The organism is Williamsia sp. MIQD14, from assembly GCF_051025635.1.
Classification (GTDB): Bacteria; Actinomycetota; Actinomycetes; order Mycobacteriales; family Mycobacteriaceae; genus Williamsia_A.
On the sequence record NZ_JBPFDG010000002.1, the window covers coordinates 193,124 to 211,547 of the forward strand.

The following is an 18,424-nucleotide window of genomic DNA, read 5'->3' on the forward strand; positions in this document are numbered from 1 at the left end:
TCGGCGTACCGCGGCAGGCCGTCCCACAGCACTCGTGGTGCCGGGCGCGGGCGCAGCGACGGCATCGCCAGTTCGACGATGCGCCCGGCGATCGCCTCACGCCGATCCGGCGGCTCACGGGGAAACGCGACGAGAAGGTGACCCGCGACGGCGTCGGCCTGCGCCTCATCGAGACCGCGGCGGTGTGCCGCGAGCGCATCGGCGAGACCCGCTCGCGTCCACTCGGGATCGGCCGCGTCGACGATCGCGGCCAGCATCTCGGCCGTCGAGCGCGGATAACGCCGCACGGCCTCGATCGTCATCGGATGCGTGGCAGGCGAGTCGACCGAATGCTCCTGTCCACGGCGCCGCGGGGCACGCGCAGCGTGCGGTCCGGCGTCGGACGCAGGGTCTCGCTGTGTGGTGTACCCAGGGGTTGCCCCTGAGACGGGTGTGTCACCCCGTTCTCGTCCCGCCCACCACGCATCCGATCATGTTGCCATGGCTCACTATCGCCAGTCGCGGGATCGGGTGCCGACCTTGAGATCCATCTTCTCGAGGTGTTCGGCGACCACGGTGACCGCGCCCTCGGCGTTCTGCACCGTGCCCCGGATGACCAGCGCCGTGGCGTTCTGGGCCAATCGTCGATAGCGCTTCCACAGCCCCACCGAACAGACCACGTTCACCATCCCGGTCTCGTCCTCGAGGTTGATGAAGGTGACGCCGGACGCGGTGGCCGGACGTTGCCGGTGGGTGACCGCCCCGGCGACGACGACGCGCGACCCGTCGGGCACGGCGAGGAGACCGTCGGCCGCGACGACACCCATCGCCGTCAGTCGGGGCCGGAGGAACTGGGTGGGATAGACGTTCGGGGTCACCCCGGTCGCCCAGGCGTCGGCCGCGGCGGTCTCCACGTCGGTGAGACCGGGCAGTGTCGGAGCGGTCAGCGACGCCTCGAGCGCGAGTTGATCAGCCCGTTCGAACGCGGCCGCGCCGGCGTCCCACAGCGCCTGGCGCCGGCTGCCACCGAAACAGTCGAACGCACCCGCGGTCGCCAACGCCTCGAGTTGCCTCTCGCCGAGTTCGGCGCGCCGGGCCAGATCGGCCGGGCTGCGGTAGGCACCGTCGGCGACGCGTCGGTCGACGATGACCTGCGCCACCTCGTCACCGATGTGCCGTACCGACCCCAGCCCCATCCGCACGTCGAGACCGCTGTTCTCGAGATTCGCATGCGCCAGTGAGACGTTGATGTCAGGGCCGTGGACGGCGACACCATGCCTGCGCGCGTCGGCGACCAGTGACTGCGGCGAGTAGAAACCCATCGGCTGTGCCCGCAGCAGGGCGGCGCAGAACGCCGCGGGGTGGTGGTACTTGAACCACGACGAGTAGAAGACCAGCGCCGCGAAACTCTGCGAATGACTCTCGGGAAAACCGAAGTTGGCGAACGCGGCCATCTTCTCGAACACCCGGTCGGCGATCTCGCCGGTGATCCCGTGGGTCTCCTCCATGCCGGAGTAGAAGCGTTCCTTCAACTTCTGCATCTTCTCCGGCGATCGCTTCGACCCCATCGCGCGCCGCAGCTGGTCGGCCTCGGCGGCGTCGAAGCCGGCGACGTCGACGGCGAGTTGCATCAACTGCTCCTGGAACAGCGGCACCCCGAGGGTGCGTTCGAGCGCCGCACGCATCGACGGGTGTTCGTACCCGGTCACCTCGAGTCCGTTGCGCCGCCGGATGTACGGATGCACCGACCCACCCTGGATCGGCCCGGGTCGGATGAGCGCCACCTCGACCACGAGGTCGTAGAACTCGCGGGGTCTCAGCCGTGGCAGCGTGGCCATCTGCGCCCGCGACTCCACCTGGAACACGCCGACCGAGTCGGCGGCACAGAGCATGTCGTAGACGGCCTTCTCCCCCAGGTCGATCCGTGCGAGATCGACGTGGAGTCCCTTGTGCTCGGCGACGAGGTCGATCGCGTAGTGCAGCGCGGAGAGCATGCCGAGTCCGAGGAGGTCGAACTTCACCAGACCGATTGCCGCACAGTCGTCCTTGTCCCACTGCAGCACACTGCGACCGGGCATCCGCGCCCATTCGGTGGGACAGACGTCGGCGATGGGTCGGTCGCAGATCACCATGCCACCGGAGTGGATGCCGAGATGACGCGGCATCCCCGACACCTGCCCGGCGAGGTCGAGGACGTCCTCAGGGATGTCGGCCTCGGGGTTCTCGTCCTCGTCGACCGTGCGCCCCCACCGGCTGACCTGTTTGCTCCAGGCGTCCTGCTGCCCGATCGAATACCCCAGTGCGCGAGCCATGTCCCGCACCGACGACCGACCGCGGTAGGTGATCACATTCGCGACCTGAGCGCTGTATTCGCGCCCGTACTTGGTGTAGACGTGCTGGATGGCCTCCTCGCGTCGATCGGATTCGATGTCGACGTCGATGTCGGGGGGACCGTCCCGCTCGGGCGACAGGAAGCGTTCGAACAGCAGACTGTTGCGCACCGGGTCGACGTTGGTGACCCCCAGCGCGAAACACACCGCGGAGTTGGCCGCGCTGCCCCGGCCCTGACAGAGGATGTCGGAGCGTTTGCAGAAGTCGACGATATCGTGGACCACCAGGAAGTACCCCGGGAAATTCAACGAATCGATCACCGCGAGTTCGTGTTCGATCTGACGATAGGCCTTGGGGTGTGTCGCGGGTGTCCCGTAACGGTCGGCGGCCCCGCGCATCGTGAGCTCCCGCAGCCATGTCTTCTCGGTGTGCCCGTCCGGCACGTCGAACGGTGGCAGTTCCGGTGCGATCAGACGCAGTTCGAAAGCGCAGTCGACACCGAACTGTGCGGAGTTGTCGATGGCCTCGGGGTGTGCGGCGAGCAGGGTGGCCATCTCGTCACCGCTGCGCAGGTGCGCTCCCCCGAGCGGGCCGAGCCAGCCGGCGATCTCGTCGAGACTCGATCGTGCACGCACGGCGGCGAGTGCCATCGCCAGCCGTCTCCGGTTCGGTGCGGCGAAGTGGGCCCCCGTGGTGGCCACCGTGTGCAGACCGTGGGCGGCGGCGAGCGATGCGAGTGCCGCGTTGCGTTCGTCGTCGGTGGGCAGCGCGGCGGTGGACAGTTCGACGACGACGTTGTCGCGGCCGAACCGATCGACGAGTGCGCGGAGCTCGGCCGCGGCGGCGTCGGGACCACCGGTCGACAACGCCTGTCGCACGGCGCCTTTGCGACACCCGGTGAGGATCAACCAGGAATCGTCGGCCGCGGCGGCGAGGGTGTCGAGATCGTGGCGCAGCAGACCTTTCTCGCCTGCGGCCATGTGTGCGGCCGCCATCTGTCGCGACAACCGGCGATACCCGTCCTGCCCGCGGGCGAGGACGAGGAGGTGGTGCCCGCCGGGGTCGGCGGTACCGGTCCGCGCGGCGTCGTGCTGCAGCGACAACTCCGCGCCGAAGACCGTCGGCATACGCCATTCACGGGCGGCCTCGGCGAACCGGACGACCCCGTAGAACCCGTCGTGATCGGTGACCGCGAGCGCCGACAATCCGAGGCGGTGGGCCTCGGTGACCATCTCCTCGGGGGAACTCGCACCGTCGAGGAAGCTGTAGGAGGTGTGGGCGTGCAACTCGGCGTACGGGGTGCTGGTGCGTCCGCGCTCGACGTCGTCGGCCCGGAACGGCTCCCGCTTGCGCGACCACGCGGGGCTGTCGCTGCCGTCGCCGGGAAACGTCTCACCCGGCCGACCGCCCTGGTTCGGGCGCCCGGACAGGACGCGCTCCATCTCCGCCCACGTGGGCGGGCCCTCGTTCCAGCCCACACCCGACTGTACCGAGAATCGAACACATATTCGACACGATCGGGTGCGCCGGTCCCTTGCCCCGGTCGACCGTCGCGCTCCACCTGTCGAGCCGCGCTCCACATGTAGGTGGAGCGTGGTCGAGGAAGTGGAGCGTGATCGCGGGGGCGGACTATCCCCGCCGCGCGAGGGCGGCGAGGTCGTCGCCGACCAGTCGCTGCGTGGTCCACTCGTCCATCGGCCGGGCGCCCAGCGATCGGTAGAACGCGATGCTCGGCGCATTCCAGTCGAGCACCGTCCACTCCAGCCGCGCGTATCCGCGATCGACACAGACCGCGGCGAGCGAGGCGAGGAGCGCGACGCCGTAGCCACGTCCCCGCTCGGACTCGTACACGAACAGGTCCTCGAGCCAGACGCCGTGACGACCGGTCCAGGTGGAGTAGGTGACGAACCAGATCGCGACTCCCACCACGTCGCCGTCTCGTTCGGCGACGTGGGCGAACACCGCGGGATCGTCGCCGAAGAGCGCGGCGGTCAGAGCGTCGACGGAGTTGCGCACCGCATCGGGCTCATGTTCGTACTCCGCGAGCGCCGTGATCGCGGCGAGCAACCCCGGCTCGTCACCGGGCCGCGCGGCACGGATCACGGCGCCGTCGGGCAGGACCCGCGGTTGCACGGGTCGCGTCAGATGCGAGCGGCGACGCGACCGGCGGCGTTCACCGTGTCGCCGTTGACCGCGTACAGCACGTGCAGGCCGTTCGGCTGTCCCAGCGGGGCACCGTTGCAGATGGTGTCACCGGCGATGCAGTAGCGGATCGTCTTGCCCTGGTAGAGCGGGCCGACCTCGATCGCGGGCGCCTGGGCGTCGCGGAGGAACCGGGCACTCGGCGGCGCGAACAGCACGACGGCGGCGACGTTGCGGGCCACCGATGCCGGCAGCGGGGTGGGCGCGGAGCCGCGGTACTGCGCGGGCAGCGTGACCCGCGGTGCGAGCGCGTAGCCCGCCACGACCGCGCCCTGCGAGTACCCACCGACGACGATGCGGGTCTGCGGGCAGGTGCGGGCGAGGAACGTGATGCGGTTCTGGGTGTCCTTCACGCCGTTGATCACCGTCTGCGCGAGGCCTATCCGATCGCGGAAGTTCGCGCTCGCCGGGTAGTTCACCCCGCGGACGACGACCGACTTGCCGGGCAGGGCGCCACGCAGCGCCTGTCCGAACGACAGACCGGTCAGGCCGACCGGGGGTGCGGGCTCGGCGGTGCCGCGGGCGAAGAGCACCTCGACGTTCGCACACGACGGCGCGGCCGAGGCAGCGGTGAGGGTGGTGGTCGCCGACAGGCCGACCGCGGCGATCACGCCGCACAGAATGGCCATGAAGGATCGTTTGAGCATGCCCACAGCGTAACCGCAGCGACCCGTTCGGCGTGATGCGCTTCACCGAAGTCCGGTTCGCCGCATGCGCCGCCTCACACCTGGTGCAACCGGACGATCCGGGTGAGGTATCGGTGTGCCTCCGACGACAATCCGATGAGAGCAACCTCGCCGTGGACGACGATCGCGACCGGCCCCTTGCCAGTGGGCAGAACCCCGGCACGGTCCACCATCGGCGGTGTTCAGATTGACCGTCTGACCGATCACCTCCGTGGTCGGTCGCACCCGATGCGCGATCTGCAGACGCCGACGGTAAGCATACGTACCTCGGGGCGTGGAACACCCGTAGGGCGATCGATACCGATCAGATACAACCGGTTCGAGGCGTCCCCGGAGACGACACGGGCGCGTCGTAGAGTCCACGGTGATGCCGACCCGACTCCCGACCGCAGACACCCCGTACGTCCGCGTCGACACCGACGTGCTCGACGCGAACATCGCAGACATGGCGACGCGGGTCGCGGCGCAGGGTCTCGCGCTCCGTCCGCACGCCAAGACCCACAAGAGCGCCGACATCGCGCGGCGGCAGATCGCCTCGGGCGCCGTCGGGTTGACGGTCGCGACGATCGGTGAGGCACAGGCGTTCGCCGCGGCGGGCTTCGACGACCTGTTCATCGCCTACCCGCTGTGGCTCACCGCCTCGAAGGCCGCGCGACTGCGGTCGGTGGTGCGCGACGCCTCGGTACGGGTGACGGTCGATTCGGCGGCCGGTGCGGTCGCGATGGCCGAGGCGCTCGGTGACGCCCGCGAATCGGTCGAGGTTCTCATCGAGGTCGACAGTGGACAGCATCGGACGGGCACCGCCCCCGCTGACGCCGGAACCGTTGCCGCGCAGGCGGTTGCCCACGGACTGCGGGTGGTCGGCGTGTTCACCTTCCCGGGTCACGGGTACTCCCCCGCCGGTCGCGAGAGCGCCGCGCAGCAGGAGGCCCGCGCGATCACCGACGCCGCCGACGCGCTGTCGTCGGTCGGGGTCGATCCGATCGTCCGCAGCGGCGGGTCGACACCGACGGTGGAGTTCGCGCACCCGGATGTGCTGACCGAGGTCCGACCGGGGGTGTACCCGTTCAACGACGCACAACAGGTGGCCCTGGGACGCGCGAACGTCGACGACGTGTCGTTGTCGGTCGCGGCCACGGTCGTCCGCCGCGAACCGGGACGTGCCCTCCTCGACTGCGGCAGCAAGATCCTGGGCACCGAGAAACCCGATTGGGTACCGGGTTTCGGGCTGCTACCCGACCTCCCCGACGCCCGCATCGTCGCACTGTCGGAACATCACGCCACCGTGGTGAGCGAGGGTCCGCTCCCCGAGGCCGGGTCGGTCGTCCGGGTGTTCCCGAACCACGTGTGCATCACCGTCAACCTCGTCGACGACCTCGTCGCGGTGACCGGCGGGAACGAGGTCGGGCGGTGGCCGCTGCTCGCCCGGGGCGCGAACTCGTGAACACCCGCACCCTCCGCCGACGGATCGTCGTGTCGGTGGCCGTGGCTACGGTCCTGCTGTTCAGCGGGTGTGCCACCGATGCGGTGCCGCCCGACACGGCACAACTGAGCAGGGCACCGAGCGTGACATTCGCACAGATCGGCATCGACACCGAGCGGGCGGCCACCGAGGCGTTGGTCGACGGGGTCCGGCGCGTCGGCGTCGCCATGGCGTCAGCAGCACCGTCGTCGGGGTCGCCGAACACGGTGGTCTCCCCGTGGAGCGCGGTGACGGCGATCGGGATGGTGCGCGCCGGCGCCGGTGACGCCGCCGGCGCACAGATCGATCGGGTGCTCGGCACGAGTCGCCCCCAGGCGATCGCGGCGCTGCTGGGTCAGCTCGGCGCGATCGGCGGCGATCCGGGCACGGTCGATGTGAACAATCCGCCCAGCCCGCCGGTGTATCGGCAGGGTGCGGGCGCGTTCATCGCGCAGTCCCGTCCGGCGCGTCGGGCGTATCTCACCGATCTCGCACGGTATTTCGATGCCGGGGTGTACCCCCTCGATTTCGCGACACCGCAGGCCCAGCGGGCGATGAACGAGTGGGTGGCGGTCAACACCGGTGGGCAGATCACCAGCGCACCGGTGTCGGTCGGCCCCGACACCGATCTCGCCCTGCTGACCACCGTCTTCCTGGCGGCGGCCTGGGCATCGCCCTTCACCCCGGACGCCACGCGTGACGAGCCGTTCACCACGGCGACCGGTCGGGTGGTGTCGGCGCCGCTGATGGGCGGGACCTTCCCGACCCGTCTGGCGAACGGACCCGGATGGACTGCGGCCGAACTCCCCTACGCGGGAGCCGGTCTCGCGATGCAGGTGATCCTGCCGGCGTCCGGCGCCACCACGCGATCGTTGCTGTCCGACGGTGTGTTGGCGGCGGTGTCGGGGGCTCTGCGGGCAGCGACACCGACGTCGCGTGTGGAGGTGACGGTGCCGCGGTGGAAGACCGACGCATCGATCGATCTCGGTCCGGTTCTGGACGAACTCGGGATGGGGCAGATTTTCGTGCCGGGATCCCTCGAGGGCATCGCGCCCGGCGCGGAGGTCAGCAGCGCCGGACAGACCGGTGTCATCACCGTGGGCGAGCGGGGCACCGTCGCCGCGGCGACCACCGGCATGACGATCGTGACCGGCGTGCCGCAGCCGCCGGAGGCCACCTTCACCGCCGATCGGTCGTTCGTCTACCAGATCGTCGACACCGCAACGGGTCTGCCGGTGTTCCTGGGCACCATGAACGACCCGTCCGCCTCGTAGAAGCACGCACCGCGGGTCACTCGTAGACACCCTCGACCGTCCACCCCTGCTGCTGATACCGCAGCAGCAGAGCACGCGAATCGTTCAGCAGCACCTGCGCTCTCGCATGGGTACCGACCCGTTCACCGGGGGCGGCCCACCAGCGTTCGTCGGCAGGCCACGGACCGGCCCACCAGAGCAGATCCCAGCTCCGCGAGCCCCAGGTGACCGTGGTCGGCTCGGCACTGAACATCCCGCGCCGGGTGACCTGCACCGGGTCGTCGTTGCAGTCGCGCACCGTCACCGGGGCGCTGAGCACCACCGACGGCGCCGGCTCGGGGATCCGCCCCGGCCAGGGGGCGTCGGGATCGGACGCCGGTGTCAGCTCGTCCCCCAGCGGGATGAGCGTGATCCGTTCGGCCACACCACGTCCGCCGCTGCGCACCGGCACGCGGACAGACTCTCCACCCAGGAGACCCTGCACGCGCACCAGTGCCCGACGGGCCCGATCGGCCACCTCGCCGTCGCCACCGGGGATCCCCGCCCCACGGAAACCGAACTGCAGGGCCCCGGAGTCGACGAGTTCCACCGGCTCCAGTCGCAGACGGGAGATCGGCGAGTCCGGTCGGTTGCCGAAGTCCTTCCCACTGAGCCATCCGTCGAGCTGCCACCGGATGCGGTCGGCGGTGGCCTCCGGCGTCAACGGCTCGGCACACCGCCAGGTGCGTGACGAATGCTGTCCACCGGTGGTGGAGGCGTGGACGGTGAGCCGGGTGCAGGCCACCGACGCCGCCATCAGCGCACGGTGCAGCTCGTCGGCCAGTCGGCGACCGACGAACGCCGCGGCATCGACCCGGTCGATGGGCGGATCGCACTCGTGGTCGATGACGACGTCGGCACCCGGTGGCCGACCCGACGCCGACCGACCGGCCTCGGCGCGGGTGGCCCGGTGGGCGACGACGGCGTCGGCGCCGAAACGTGTTGCGACATCGGTCACCGACAACGCGGCGAAGGCGCCCATCGTGCGCACACCCAACCGCCACAGCAGATCGATGAGGTGTTCCCGGTCGTCACCGCACAGGCTGGGCTCGGCACCGAGCTCGGCGATCGACAACGGCGCGAGGAAGTCGACGTCGCCACCGGTGGGCACGATCTGTCCGTGCCGTGCGGCGACCACGGCGGTGAACAGCTCGTCGGCGACGCCGGTGAACGACTCCGCCCCGCAGGCCGAGACGACGTCGATGAGTTTCTCCGCCGCCACCTCCTCACCCCCGAAGTAGCGGGCCGCGCCGGCCGCGGGCAGCAGCATGAGGCCCGGCCGCAACACCTCCACGATGGGGATCACCTCGGCCACCGCACCCACCAGCGGCTCGAAGAGCCGCCCGTCACGACCGGGGTCGGCGGTCACCACGTGCAGGGCGGGGCAGCGGGCCTGCGACTCCCGTTTGCGCATCCCACGGCGCACCCCGGCCGTCCGCGCGGTCGCCGAGCAGGTGACCACACGGTTGGCCGAGATCACCGCGACCGGTTCGTCCGGGGAGATGTCGGCGTCGGCCGCGGCGGCCACGGCAGGCCAGTCCGGGCACCACAGCGCCAGGGTGCGTCGCCTGCCCATCAGTTCGCGACCGCGATCGTGAGACCACCGGCGGCCGGTGTGGCGTCGGCAACCGCGGCCAGAGACTCGGCGCCGACCATCGGGGCCGCCACCAGTCGCACGCGACCGTCGTTGTGCACCACGTCGATCCGGGTCTCGCTGGTCCGTGTCCCCCGACCCCGCGCCTGCACCGCCAACGACATTCCCGAGATGCGACCGTGCCCGGCCGCCCGGAACGGCAGATGCCGGTAGTCGGCGACCTGGGCGGTGAGCGTCGCCTGCACGCCCGACCACCGTCCGTCGGTCACCATCAGCGTCGACCCCTTGGCCCGCGCCCGCGCCATCACCGCCCGCGCCCGTGACGGTGGCACCGACACCCCACCGAGGCCGACCACCACGAGGTCGAGTCCGTCGAGCAACACCGCGGCCACCTCCACGGGATCGAAGTGGGCCGCGCTCCGCCCGGGATCGAAGCCGCCCGGATCGTCCCGTCCGGCCACGACGGCGACATGCGACAGGTCGCCACCCATCTCCTCCACCGCGTGCAGGCTCAGGTGGGGCAGGCCGACCACCGCCACGTATCCGCCCGCGGCGGTGATCTCGGCGATGATCGCGACCAGCACCGACCGCGCGCCGTCGACCGCGACCACCGATCCCCGTGCGAGGCCCCCACCGGGCATGATCTGCGCGAGGGGGGCGGGGATCGGCAGCATCTCCTTGTCGGCCTGCTCCGAGGCGGCGACGGTGACCGTTCTCTGGTTCTGCGGGACAACGGGTTTCGCCTTGGTCGACGAGACCGTGGCGAGCTTCTTGCGCAATTCCGCCAGCGTGTCCGCGACCCGCTTGTCGGCTTCCCTCACGTCTACAGACGTCATCGCACCATTCCTCAACACCTCATGGGAGTCGCGGGGAAGGTGTGCGCAGGGAAGGTGCGAACACTCACGACCGTTCGAACAGATTTTCGATTCTGATCGTAGGTGTGGCCACCGACAACCGTCAATCGATCGTTCGTCGACCGGCGCCGACCTCTCAGACCGCCGCGCCGGACCGTTCCCGATGCGCAGCGAGCGCCGCGGCGATGTCATCGGCCATGAGACTCGCGTGCACGCCCATCGCGACATTCACCCCCGCCGCGGCCGAGGCGATCACCGTCGCACGGGCGTCGGCGACGTTGCCCGCGGCGAAGACACCGGGAACCGCGGTCGCACCCATCGGATCGGTGTCGACGACCGTGGCCATCAGGTGGTCGCCGAAGCGGACCTCCGACACCGCGAGACCCAGCGACTCCACCACCGCGCCGACCACGCGACCGGTCGTCGCGACGACGGCCGCGTCGCAGTCGATCACCTCACCCGAGGCCAACCGCACCCCGACCAGCCGGTCGTCGACCACCACCATCTCCGTGACGGCCCCGTCGACGACGTCGATGCCCCGCGCCGTGAGCTGCTCGAGCGTCTCCGCGTCGAACTCGGGCGCGGTGTTGCGTGCGATGGTCACGTTCTCGCTCAGCTGACGGAACATGTGCGCCTGGTGCGCCGACGTCGACCCGGTCGCGATGACGACGATCGACTGGTCGCGTACCTCCCACCCGTGACAGAACGGGCAGTGCAGCACGTCGCGTCCCCAGCGTTCGCGCAGGCCCGGGATGTCGGGCAGATCGTCGGTGACGCCGGCCGCGACCACGATCCGCCGCGCCCGCACCATCCGTCCGTCGTCGAGGACCACCGTGAAGTCCCCGATGCCGCCGTCGACGCGCACCGCGGTACCGGTGACGACCACACCGCCGTAGTGCTCCACCTCGGCCCGGCCCAGCGCCCCCAACTCGGCGGGCGAGATCCCCTCGCGGGTGAGGACGTTGTGCGCCCCGGCCGCGGTGGCGTTGCGCGGCGATCCCGCATCGATCACCACCACCGAGCGACGTGACCGACTCGCGGTCACCCCCGCCGCCAGTCCTGCCGCCCCGCCGCCGATCACGGCCACATCCACCATCTCGTCCATCGTGTTCTCCTCCGGTCATCGGTTCTCGAAGAACCACAGTGCAACCCCGAGCGCATCACTGGCAAACATTCTTGCCGATATGGCAAAGTGGCGGTCATGACCGATCCGTCCACCGACACCGACTCCGTCCTCGCCGCCGTCGGTCCGCGCCTGCGCGCGCTGCGTACCCGACGCGAGGCCACGCTGACCGAGGTGTCCGAGGCGACCGGCATCTCGGTCAGCACCCTCTCGCGACTCGAGTCCGGCCAACGCCGACCGACGCTCGAGCAACTGCTCCCCCTCGCCCGCGAATACCGCGTCGCCCTCGACGATCTCGTCGGTGCACCCGAGACGGGCGATCCCCGGATCACCCTGCGCCCCATCGACCGACACGGCCGGACCTACCTGCCCCTGACCCGTCGCGCCGGTGGCCTGCAGGCCTACAAGGTGGTCATCCCGACCGCGCGCCCCGGCGACCGCGTGACCACGGGATCACACGAGGGCTACGAGTGGCTCTACGTGCTCGACGGCCACGTGCGTTTCGTCCTCGGCGACCGTGACCTCGAACTCGCCCCCGGCGAGGCGGCCGAGTTCGACACCCACCTGCCGCACTGGATCGGCACCACCGACCGGGGGCCCGCCGAGGTGCTGATGCTGTTCGGCAAGCAGGGCGAGCGCGCGCACGTGCGCACCGACGACTGAGGCGGGTCGTCACCCCGCGGTGAAACGTACAGTCGTGGCGTGACCGAATCGGACATCACCGCGTCGGGTCGGCGGTCGACACGCGGGCTCCCGGACCTGCTCCCCACCGAGCTGCTGCCCGAGGGTGTGGGGCCCGCCGACATGCGGCAGCTGCGAGATGACTTCGCGCGCTTCATGATGGAGTACAAGTTCGGCATCGACACCGTGCACACCAAGATCGCCATCCTGCGCGACGAGCTCACCCATCTGCACGACTACAACCCGATCGAGAACCTGTCGTCACGGCTGAAATCGCCGGACAGCATCCTCGACAAGATCGGGCGCAAGAAGTGCCCACCGACCTTCGACGGCATCCGCGCCGCCATCACCGACATCGCCGGGGTGCGGGTCACCACCTCGTTCGTGTCCGACGTCTATCGCGTGCTCGACATGCTGACCCGCCAGGACGACGTGGCGGTCATCGAGATCCGCGACTACATCGCCCGTCCGAAACCCAACGGCTACCGCAGCCTGCACGCCCTGCTGGCGATACCGGTCAACATGAGCGACCGGGTGGTCACCGTGACCGTGGAGCTCCAGATCCGCACCATCGCCATGGATTTCTGGGCCAGCCTCGAGCACAAGATCTACTACAAATACGACACCGTGGTGCCCGCCGGTCTGCTCGACGAACTCGCCGAGGCGGCCGAGACCGCACATCGACTCGACGCCACGATGGAACACCTGCACGAGGAGATCCGCGGCGCCGACACCCGCGCACCCGACGGCGACGTGGTGCCGTCCGACGACGTGCTGCACCGCTGGGTGGCTGCGCGCAACCGGTTCGACAACACCCTGTAGACGGACTCCGATGTCACGTTCTCGGTTCGGTCGGTGTCATGAGGGGTGACGGCAGGACACACTGTCGCCATCGCTCGGTGAGAGGGAAGACCATGACCGACCATCACGTGATCGTCATCGGGGCCGGCTATGCGGGATGCATGGCCGCGAACCGACTGCAGGCGAGCGGCGCCGCGCAGGTGACCCTGATCGATCCGCACCCGCAGTTCGTCGAACGCATCCGGCTCCACCAGCTCGCCGCGGGCACCGCCGCCGCGACGCTCGACTTCGCGACCCTCCTGCACCCGCAGATCACCCGCGTCCAGGCTGCCGTCACACGGATCGACGCAGACGGTCAGCGCGTTCTCCTCCACGACGAGCGGTCACTGACCTACGACGCGCTGATCTACGCCGTCGGCAGCGGGACCGGCACGTCATCGGTGCCGGGCGTCGAGCGTTTCGCCCACCGGGTGGGCGACGCCGATCAGGCCCAGCGGCTCGCCGACCGGATCGCCGATTCCCCCGAGGACGCCGCGATCGTGGTGGTCGGTGGCGGCCTGACCGGCGTGGAGACGGCTGCCGAGATCGGCCGGGTCCGACCGCGCAGCTCGGTCACCTTGGTGGCCGGTGGTGGTCTGGTGCCCACGGCCGGTGCGACCGGGGCACGGTCGGTCGCGCGACGGCTGCGACGACTCGGGGTCGATGTCGTCGACGGCACCGTCGTGACCGAGGTCGCCGAGGGCAAGGCCACCCTCGCCGACGGTCGCGCGATCGCCGCCGACATCACCATCTGGACAACGGGTTTCGGTGTCCCCCAGCTCGCCCGGGACTGCGGGCTGGCCACCGACGGGTCCGGGCGGCTACGCGTCGACGACCGCCTCGTGAGCGTGACCGACCCGCGGATCGTCGGGGCGGGGGACGCCGTCGTCGTCGACGGTGTCGACCTGCGGATGAGCTGCCAGGCGGCGCTGCCGCTCGGGGCGCAGGCCGCCGGCACGGTGACTGCGCTGCTCGCCGGCACACCACCGCCACGCGTCGACCAGGGCTTCGCGGCACAGTGCATCGGTCTGGGTCGGGGCGGAGGCACCGTCGTGCTCACCGATCGATCCGACCGGCCGCGACGCCTCCACCTCGGTGGGCGCGCCGGCGGGATCGTGAAGGAACAGGTGTGCCGGATGACGGTCCGGTGGATCAGCACCGAGGGCCGCAGAGGCGGTTCGTACTCCTGGACGCGGGGACCGCGACGGTGACAGAACCCGAGACGTTGGACGGGCCGAGCCGAGATCACGCGCAGGTCTTCACGGCGCTACGCCCGCTGCTGTTCACGATCGCCTACGAGATCACCGGTTCGACCACCGACGCCGACGACGTCCTGCAGGAGAGTTATCTGCGATGGGCCGGCGTCGATCTCGACACGGTGGATGCCGACCGGTCGTATCTCGCGACGATCGTGACGCGCCAGTCGTTGAACGCGCTGCGCTCGGCGTCGCGGAGACGTGAGGACTATGTCGGTCCGTGGTTGCCCGAGCCGCTGCGTCTCGACGACGCCGACCCCGAGGCCGATGTGGTGCTCGGTGAGTCGGTGTCGATGGCGATGATGGTCGTCCTCGAGACCCTCGGCCCCGACGAACGGGCGGTGTTCGTGCTGCGGGAGGTCTTCGGGTTCTCCCACGCCGAGATCGCCGCCGCCGTGGGACGTTCGGTCGCCGCGGTGCGGCAGATGTCGCACCGGGCACGGTCACACGTGCAGTCACGTCGGCGCCGGTTCGACGCCGACGGTGATGCCGGCGTCGGGAACCTGACCGAGATCACCGCGGCGTTCCTCGACGCGGCGGTCGGCGGCGACGTGCAGAGACTGATGGACATGCTGGCCCCCGACGCGGTGCTGATCTCCGACGGTGGCGGCAGGGTCAACGCGGCCCGTCGACCGATCCACGGCGCTGACGCCGTCAGCCGCTTCCTCGTCGGCATCGCCCGACGCGGCATACCCGAACCCGGTTTCGAGGCGGCGCGCTACAACGGGTCACCCGCGGTCATCATCACCTCCGCCGGTGCGGTCGACTCGGTGTTCGTGCTCGAGAGCAGGGGGACGACCATCTCCGGCGTCTACGTGGTGCGCAACCCCGAGAAACTCGCCGCGGTCACCGCCTCCCACGCGATCGCCCGGTGAGGACCGACGGCGCGGGACGGTCGGGGTGTACATCCGCACGGGCACACAGTTCGTCCACTAACCTCAATTCTCGTGACCGCTCCACGTACACCCCGGGAGATCCGGGGTCCCGGCTCTCTCGTCGCCGGCCGATACCGACTGCGGTCGAAGCTGGGTGGCGGCGGCATGGGCGCGGTGTGGCTGGCGCGTGATCAGCTCCTCGACCGCGAGGTCGCCGTCAAGCAGGTGGTGTCGACCGAGGGCCTCACCGAGGAGTCCGCCGACGACGTCCGCACCCGCGCCCTGCGCGAGGGGCGGATGGCCGCACGCCTCGCCCACCGCAACGCGATCGCCATGCACGACATCGCCGTCGACGGCGGCGAGCCCTGGCTGGTGATGGAGTACATCCCCTCGCGCAGCGTCGCGCAGATCCTGCACACCACCGGCACCCTGTCGATCCAGCACGCGTCGCAGATCGGGGCGCAGGTTGCCTCGGCGATGGCGACCGCACACCGCGACGGCATCGTCCACCGGGACATCAAGCCCGGCAACATCCTGATCGCCAACACCGGCCGGGACGCCGGGACGGTGAAGATCTCCGACTTCGGCATCTCCCGCGCCAAGGACGAGGCGGCCGGACCCGACACCGGCGTGATCACCGGCACCCCGGCCTATTTCGCGCCGGAGGTGGCCCGCGGGGCGGAGCCCACCGAGGCCTCCGACGTGTACTCGTTGGGTGCCACCGTCTTCACCATGGTGGAGGGCGAACCGCCGTTCGGGGTCGATGAGGACTCCCTGAAACTGCTGCACCGTGTCGCGCGCGGTGAGATCAATCCGCCTGTGCGTGCGGGCGATCTGACCCCGGCGCTGCTGGCGATGCTCGAGCCGAGCCCCGGCAACCGTCCCACGATGGCGCGCGCCCGCGACTTGCTCGCCGCGGTCGCCGCCGGGCGCGGTGGCAACCCGGCGGCGGTGCTCGCCTCACCACTGCCCCGCACCGACAGCGCGATCCCGATCTGGGGACTGGGTGGGCGGTCGACGACACGCAGTTCGCGCAGCGCCCCCCGCACCGAGACGGGACTGCCCGCGGCACGCGTACACCCGACGACGTCGCATGCACCCTCATCGACGGGTCCGCGTCCGACCGGTCAGCCCACCGGTGCACCGACCCGTCCCCGCAGTGAGATCACCGGCGCGACCATCTCCCCCGCACCACCGGCGACCACACCTCCACCGGCGACGCCCCCGCCAACGGCGGCACCCCCGACACCGGTCGCATCCCAGCCGCCGATCGCACCCCAACCACCGGTGGCGCCCTCGCCGCCGACTCCCGATCCGGTCAGCCCGATCTCACCCGCCCTGATCGGCGTGGCCGTGGTGGTTCTCCTCGTGGTGTTGCTCGCCATCGTCGTCGTCGCGTTCTGATCGATGCGTCGCGTGACCCCGTCGCGCAGCTCGATCACCTCGTCGGCCATCGCCGCGAGGCGACGGTCGTGGGTGATGATGAGGGTGGCCCGTTCGGCCGCCTGTCGCCGGATCGGCGCGATGACCCTGTGCACCGACTCGGCGTCGAGACCGGTCGTCGGCTCGTCGAGGACGAGGATCGGTGTGTCGCGGATGAGGGCGCGAGCCATGGCGATCCGCTGGCGTTGACCACCGGACAACGACAGACCGCCGTCGGTCACCACCGTCCGATAGGCCTGCGGCAGGGCCGAGATGAACCCGTGGGCGTCGGCCGCGCGCGCGGCGTCGGCGATCTGCTCGGGGGTCGCATCCGGTCGCCCTAAGGCGATGTTGTCGGCGATGGTGCCGGTGCGGATCACCACCTGCTGGGGCAGCAACGTGATCGTGTTCCGCACTGATTCCGCTGTGGCATAGCCGATGTCGTTCCCGTCGACTCGGATCGTCCCGCCATGGGGGCGTTCGAGGCGCGTGATCAGCGCCGCCAGAGTGGATTTCCCGGATCCGCTGGCCCCGACGAGCGCGACGATCGCTCCGGGACGCACCGACAGCGTCGCGTCGGTGAGCAGCGGCCGATCGAAGCCGAAGGCGACGCCCGACAGCTCCAGGCGCGGACGGACGGTGGGCAGCGCGTGGGCGGTGGGTTCGTCGACGGTCGACGGCGGCATGTCGAGGATCTCGGCGACGCGGTCGGCACTGACCACCGACGAGGCGATCGCGAGGCGGATCTCGGCGATCTCCTGGACCTTCGGATAGAGGTACCCGAGGTAGCCGGTGAGAGCGACGAGACCACCGACACTCAGTGCGCCAGCACGGATCTGGCAGGCACCGACGACGGCGACGGCCAACATCGTGAGCACCTGGCCGACGTTCATGACGGCACCGAAGCCCGCCTCCACGCAGGTCTGCGACATCCGGGCCGCCAGCCACGACCGACCGTGACGGGACAGGACGTGCTGCTCGCGGTCTTGCTGGTTGTAGGCGACGGTCGTCTCGAGGCCGGCGAGGCTCTCGTGGACCGCGACACCGATGTCGGCGGTGGCGACCCGTTCGGCGCGCGTGGCCGCGGTCTGGGAGCGACCGAACAGCGCCGACGACGCCGCCAGGACAGCGATGGCCACCACGGCGACGGTCGACACCTGCCAGCTCACGACGATCGCGACCACCAACAGGCCCACGACATGGGCGAACCCGATCGCGAGTTGCAACAGCCCCGACGCGGTCATGTGCTCGACGGCCTCGATGTCGCCGGTGTGGCGGGCGACGAGATCACCGATCCCGATGCGGCGATGTGTGCGGGGACTCAGCCGTTGCACGTGCGCATAGAGCTTCGTGCGCAGTGCCAACACGAAGCGTTCCGATGTGCCCACCGCGGTGAGCAGACCGACATAGCCGGCTGCGGCGGCGACAGCGGTGACGATCAACCAGATGACGGCCGACTCGACGAAGTCGGCGGTGGACTCCGCGCTCAGCGCGGAGTCGATCAGGTCGGAGAGGAAGAACACCGCGGCGATCTCGCACGCGGCGGCCACCGACAGGAGGAGTGCGGCCAGTCCGATCGTGGCGCGATCGGGACGCAACAGGGGCCCGAAACGGCGTAGGGCGGCGGTGAAGGTCATGGGGTTCTCCGGTTGTCGAGGTGACGGTTGTGATCCGGGCGCACAACAGCTCTGGGGCCCGCGATGATCGCGGGCCCCAGAGAACGGTGTGACACCGGCGTGCGAGGGACCGGGTCAGCGCCAGATCCAGGTCCACCGACGGGTTCGCGGATCCCACGTGCGCTGACGACGCTTCGGGGCGGTGCGGTTG

At 70.3% G+C, this 18,424-nt stretch carries 13 protein-coding genes and 1 pseudogene; 7 read left to right on the forward strand and 7 right to left on the reverse strand.

All coding sequences use genetic code 11. From position 1 onward, the window contains the following. Positions 1-488: 488 nt before the first annotated feature. From ACQ7HM_RS08410 to ACQ7HM_RS08420, 3 genes are all read right to left on the reverse strand, one after another. A complete protein-coding gene (locus ACQ7HM_RS08410) occupies positions 489-3,788 on the reverse strand; it encodes an error-prone DNA polymerase (protein ID WP_434215817.1) in 3,300 nt (1,099 codons plus the stop codon). A 151-nt stretch (positions 3,789-3,939) separates the two neighbouring features. Beyond that, positions 3,940-4,443, reverse strand: coding sequence for a GNAT family N-acetyltransferase (locus ACQ7HM_RS08415; RefSeq protein ID WP_434215818.1), 504 nt, complete (start codon positions 4,441-4,443; stop codon positions 3,940-3,942). Between the two features lie 8 nt (positions 4,444-4,451). Continuing rightward, entirely contained in the window at positions 4,452-5,159 is a 708-nt protein-coding gene (locus tag ACQ7HM_RS08420) for a cutinase family protein (protein WP_434215819.1), read from the reverse strand. Between the two features lie 406 nt (positions 5,160-5,565). On the opposite strand from ACQ7HM_RS08420, the gene ACQ7HM_RS08425 reads away from it, so the two are divergent. Both ACQ7HM_RS08425 and ACQ7HM_RS08430 read left to right on the forward strand, forming a co-directional pair. Next, a complete protein-coding gene (locus tag ACQ7HM_RS08425; RefSeq protein ID WP_434215820.1) occupies positions 5,566-6,642 on the forward strand; it encodes an alanine racemase in 1,077 nt (358 codons plus the stop codon). After that, on the forward strand, positions 6,609-7,934 hold the full coding sequence (locus tag ACQ7HM_RS08430; protein ID WP_434215821.1) for a serpin family protein: 1,326 nt from the start codon (positions 6,609-6,611) through the stop codon (positions 7,932-7,934). Before ACQ7HM_RS08425 ends, ACQ7HM_RS08430 begins: the two co-directional genes overlap by 34 nt. A gap of 16 nt (positions 7,935-7,950) precedes the next feature. Here ACQ7HM_RS08430 and ACQ7HM_RS08435 read toward each other — a convergent pair whose 3' ends face one another. The 3 genes from ACQ7HM_RS08435 to ACQ7HM_RS08445 form a co-directional block, all read right to left on the reverse strand. Then, positions 7,951-9,528 carry a DNA polymerase Y family protein gene (locus ACQ7HM_RS08435; RefSeq protein ID WP_434215822.1) on the reverse strand — a complete coding sequence of 526 codons (1,578 nt, stop codon included), beginning with the start codon at positions 9,526-9,528 and terminating at the stop codon, positions 7,951-7,953. After that, entirely contained in the window at positions 9,528-10,382 is an 855-nt protein-coding gene (locus ACQ7HM_RS08440) for a hypothetical protein (protein WP_434215823.1), read from the reverse strand. The genes ACQ7HM_RS08435 and ACQ7HM_RS08440 overlap by 1 nt, the downstream gene beginning before the upstream one ends. 154 nt (positions 10,383-10,536) lie before the next feature. After that, positions 10,537-11,505 carry an NAD(P)/FAD-dependent oxidoreductase gene (locus ACQ7HM_RS08445; RefSeq protein ID WP_434215824.1) on the reverse strand — a complete coding sequence of 323 codons (969 nt, stop codon included), beginning with the start codon at positions 11,503-11,505 and terminating at the stop codon, positions 10,537-10,539. A gap of 96 nt (positions 11,506-11,601) precedes the next feature. On the opposite strand from ACQ7HM_RS08445, the gene ACQ7HM_RS08450 reads away from it, so the two are divergent. From ACQ7HM_RS08450 to ACQ7HM_RS08470, 5 genes are all read left to right on the forward strand, one after another. After that, a complete protein-coding gene (locus tag ACQ7HM_RS08450; RefSeq protein WP_434215825.1) occupies positions 11,602-12,186 on the forward strand; it encodes a helix-turn-helix domain-containing protein in 585 nt (194 codons plus the stop codon). A 141-nt stretch (positions 12,187-12,327) separates the two neighbouring features. After that, positions 12,328-13,026, forward strand: a complete 699-nt coding sequence (locus ACQ7HM_RS08455; RefSeq protein WP_434216387.1) for a GTP pyrophosphokinase — start codon at positions 12,328-12,330, stop codon at positions 13,024-13,026. Positions 13,027-13,118: 92 nt separating this feature from the next. Further along, the gene (locus tag ACQ7HM_RS08460; RefSeq protein WP_434215826.1) at positions 13,119-14,255 is read left to right on the forward strand and encodes an NAD(P)/FAD-dependent oxidoreductase; all 1,137 of its coding nucleotides are present in this window, start codon (positions 13,119-13,121) and stop codon (positions 14,253-14,255) included. Continuing rightward, a complete protein-coding gene (locus ACQ7HM_RS08465) occupies positions 14,252-15,175 on the forward strand; it encodes an RNA polymerase sigma-70 factor (RefSeq protein WP_434215827.1) in 924 nt (307 codons plus the stop codon). The genes ACQ7HM_RS08460 and ACQ7HM_RS08465 overlap by 4 nt, the downstream gene beginning before the upstream one ends. A 72-nt stretch (positions 15,176-15,247) precedes the next feature. Continuing rightward, entirely contained in the window at positions 15,248-16,579 is a 1,332-nt protein-coding gene (locus ACQ7HM_RS08470) for a serine/threonine-protein kinase (RefSeq protein ID WP_434215828.1), read from the forward strand. A gap of 164 nt (positions 16,580-16,743) precedes the next feature. Here the strand turns inward: ACQ7HM_RS08470 and ACQ7HM_RS08475 are convergent. Next, positions 16,744-18,234: pseudogene (locus ACQ7HM_RS08475) on the reverse strand (ABC transporter ATP-binding protein); the annotation flags it as partial. Between the last annotated feature and the right edge of the window lie 190 nt (positions 18,235-18,424).

Bases quoted from the DNA above. Each gene is read 5' to 3' on its own strand.
- ACQ7HM_RS08420 (WP_434215819.1), bottom strand. From the start codon at position 5,159: ATGCTCAAACGATCCTTCATGGCCATTCTGTGCGGCGTGATCGCCGCG.
- ACQ7HM_RS08425 (WP_434215820.1), top strand. From the start codon at position 5,566: ATGCCGACCCGACTCCCGACCGCAGACACCCCGTACGTCCGCGTCGAC.
- ACQ7HM_RS08435 (WP_434215822.1), bottom strand. From the start codon at position 9,528: ATGGGCAGGCGACGCACCCTGGCGCTGTGGTGCCCGGACTGGCCTGCC.
- ACQ7HM_RS08440 (WP_434215823.1), bottom strand. From the start codon at position 10,382: ATGACGTCTGTAGACGTGAGGGAAGCCGACAAGCGGGTCGCGGACACG.
- ACQ7HM_RS08445 (WP_434215824.1), bottom strand. From the start codon at position 11,505: ATGGACGAGATGGTGGATGTGGCCGTGATCGGCGGCGGGGCGGCAGGA.
- ACQ7HM_RS08450 (WP_434215825.1), top strand. From the start codon at position 11,602: ATGACCGATCCGTCCACCGACACCGACTCCGTCCTCGCCGCCGTCGGT.
- ACQ7HM_RS08455 (WP_434216387.1), top strand. From the start codon at position 12,328: ATGCGGCAGCTGCGAGATGACTTCGCGCGCTTCATGATGGAGTACAAG.
- ACQ7HM_RS08460 (WP_434215826.1), top strand. From the start codon at position 13,119: ATGACCGACCATCACGTGATCGTCATCGGGGCCGGCTATGCGGGATGC.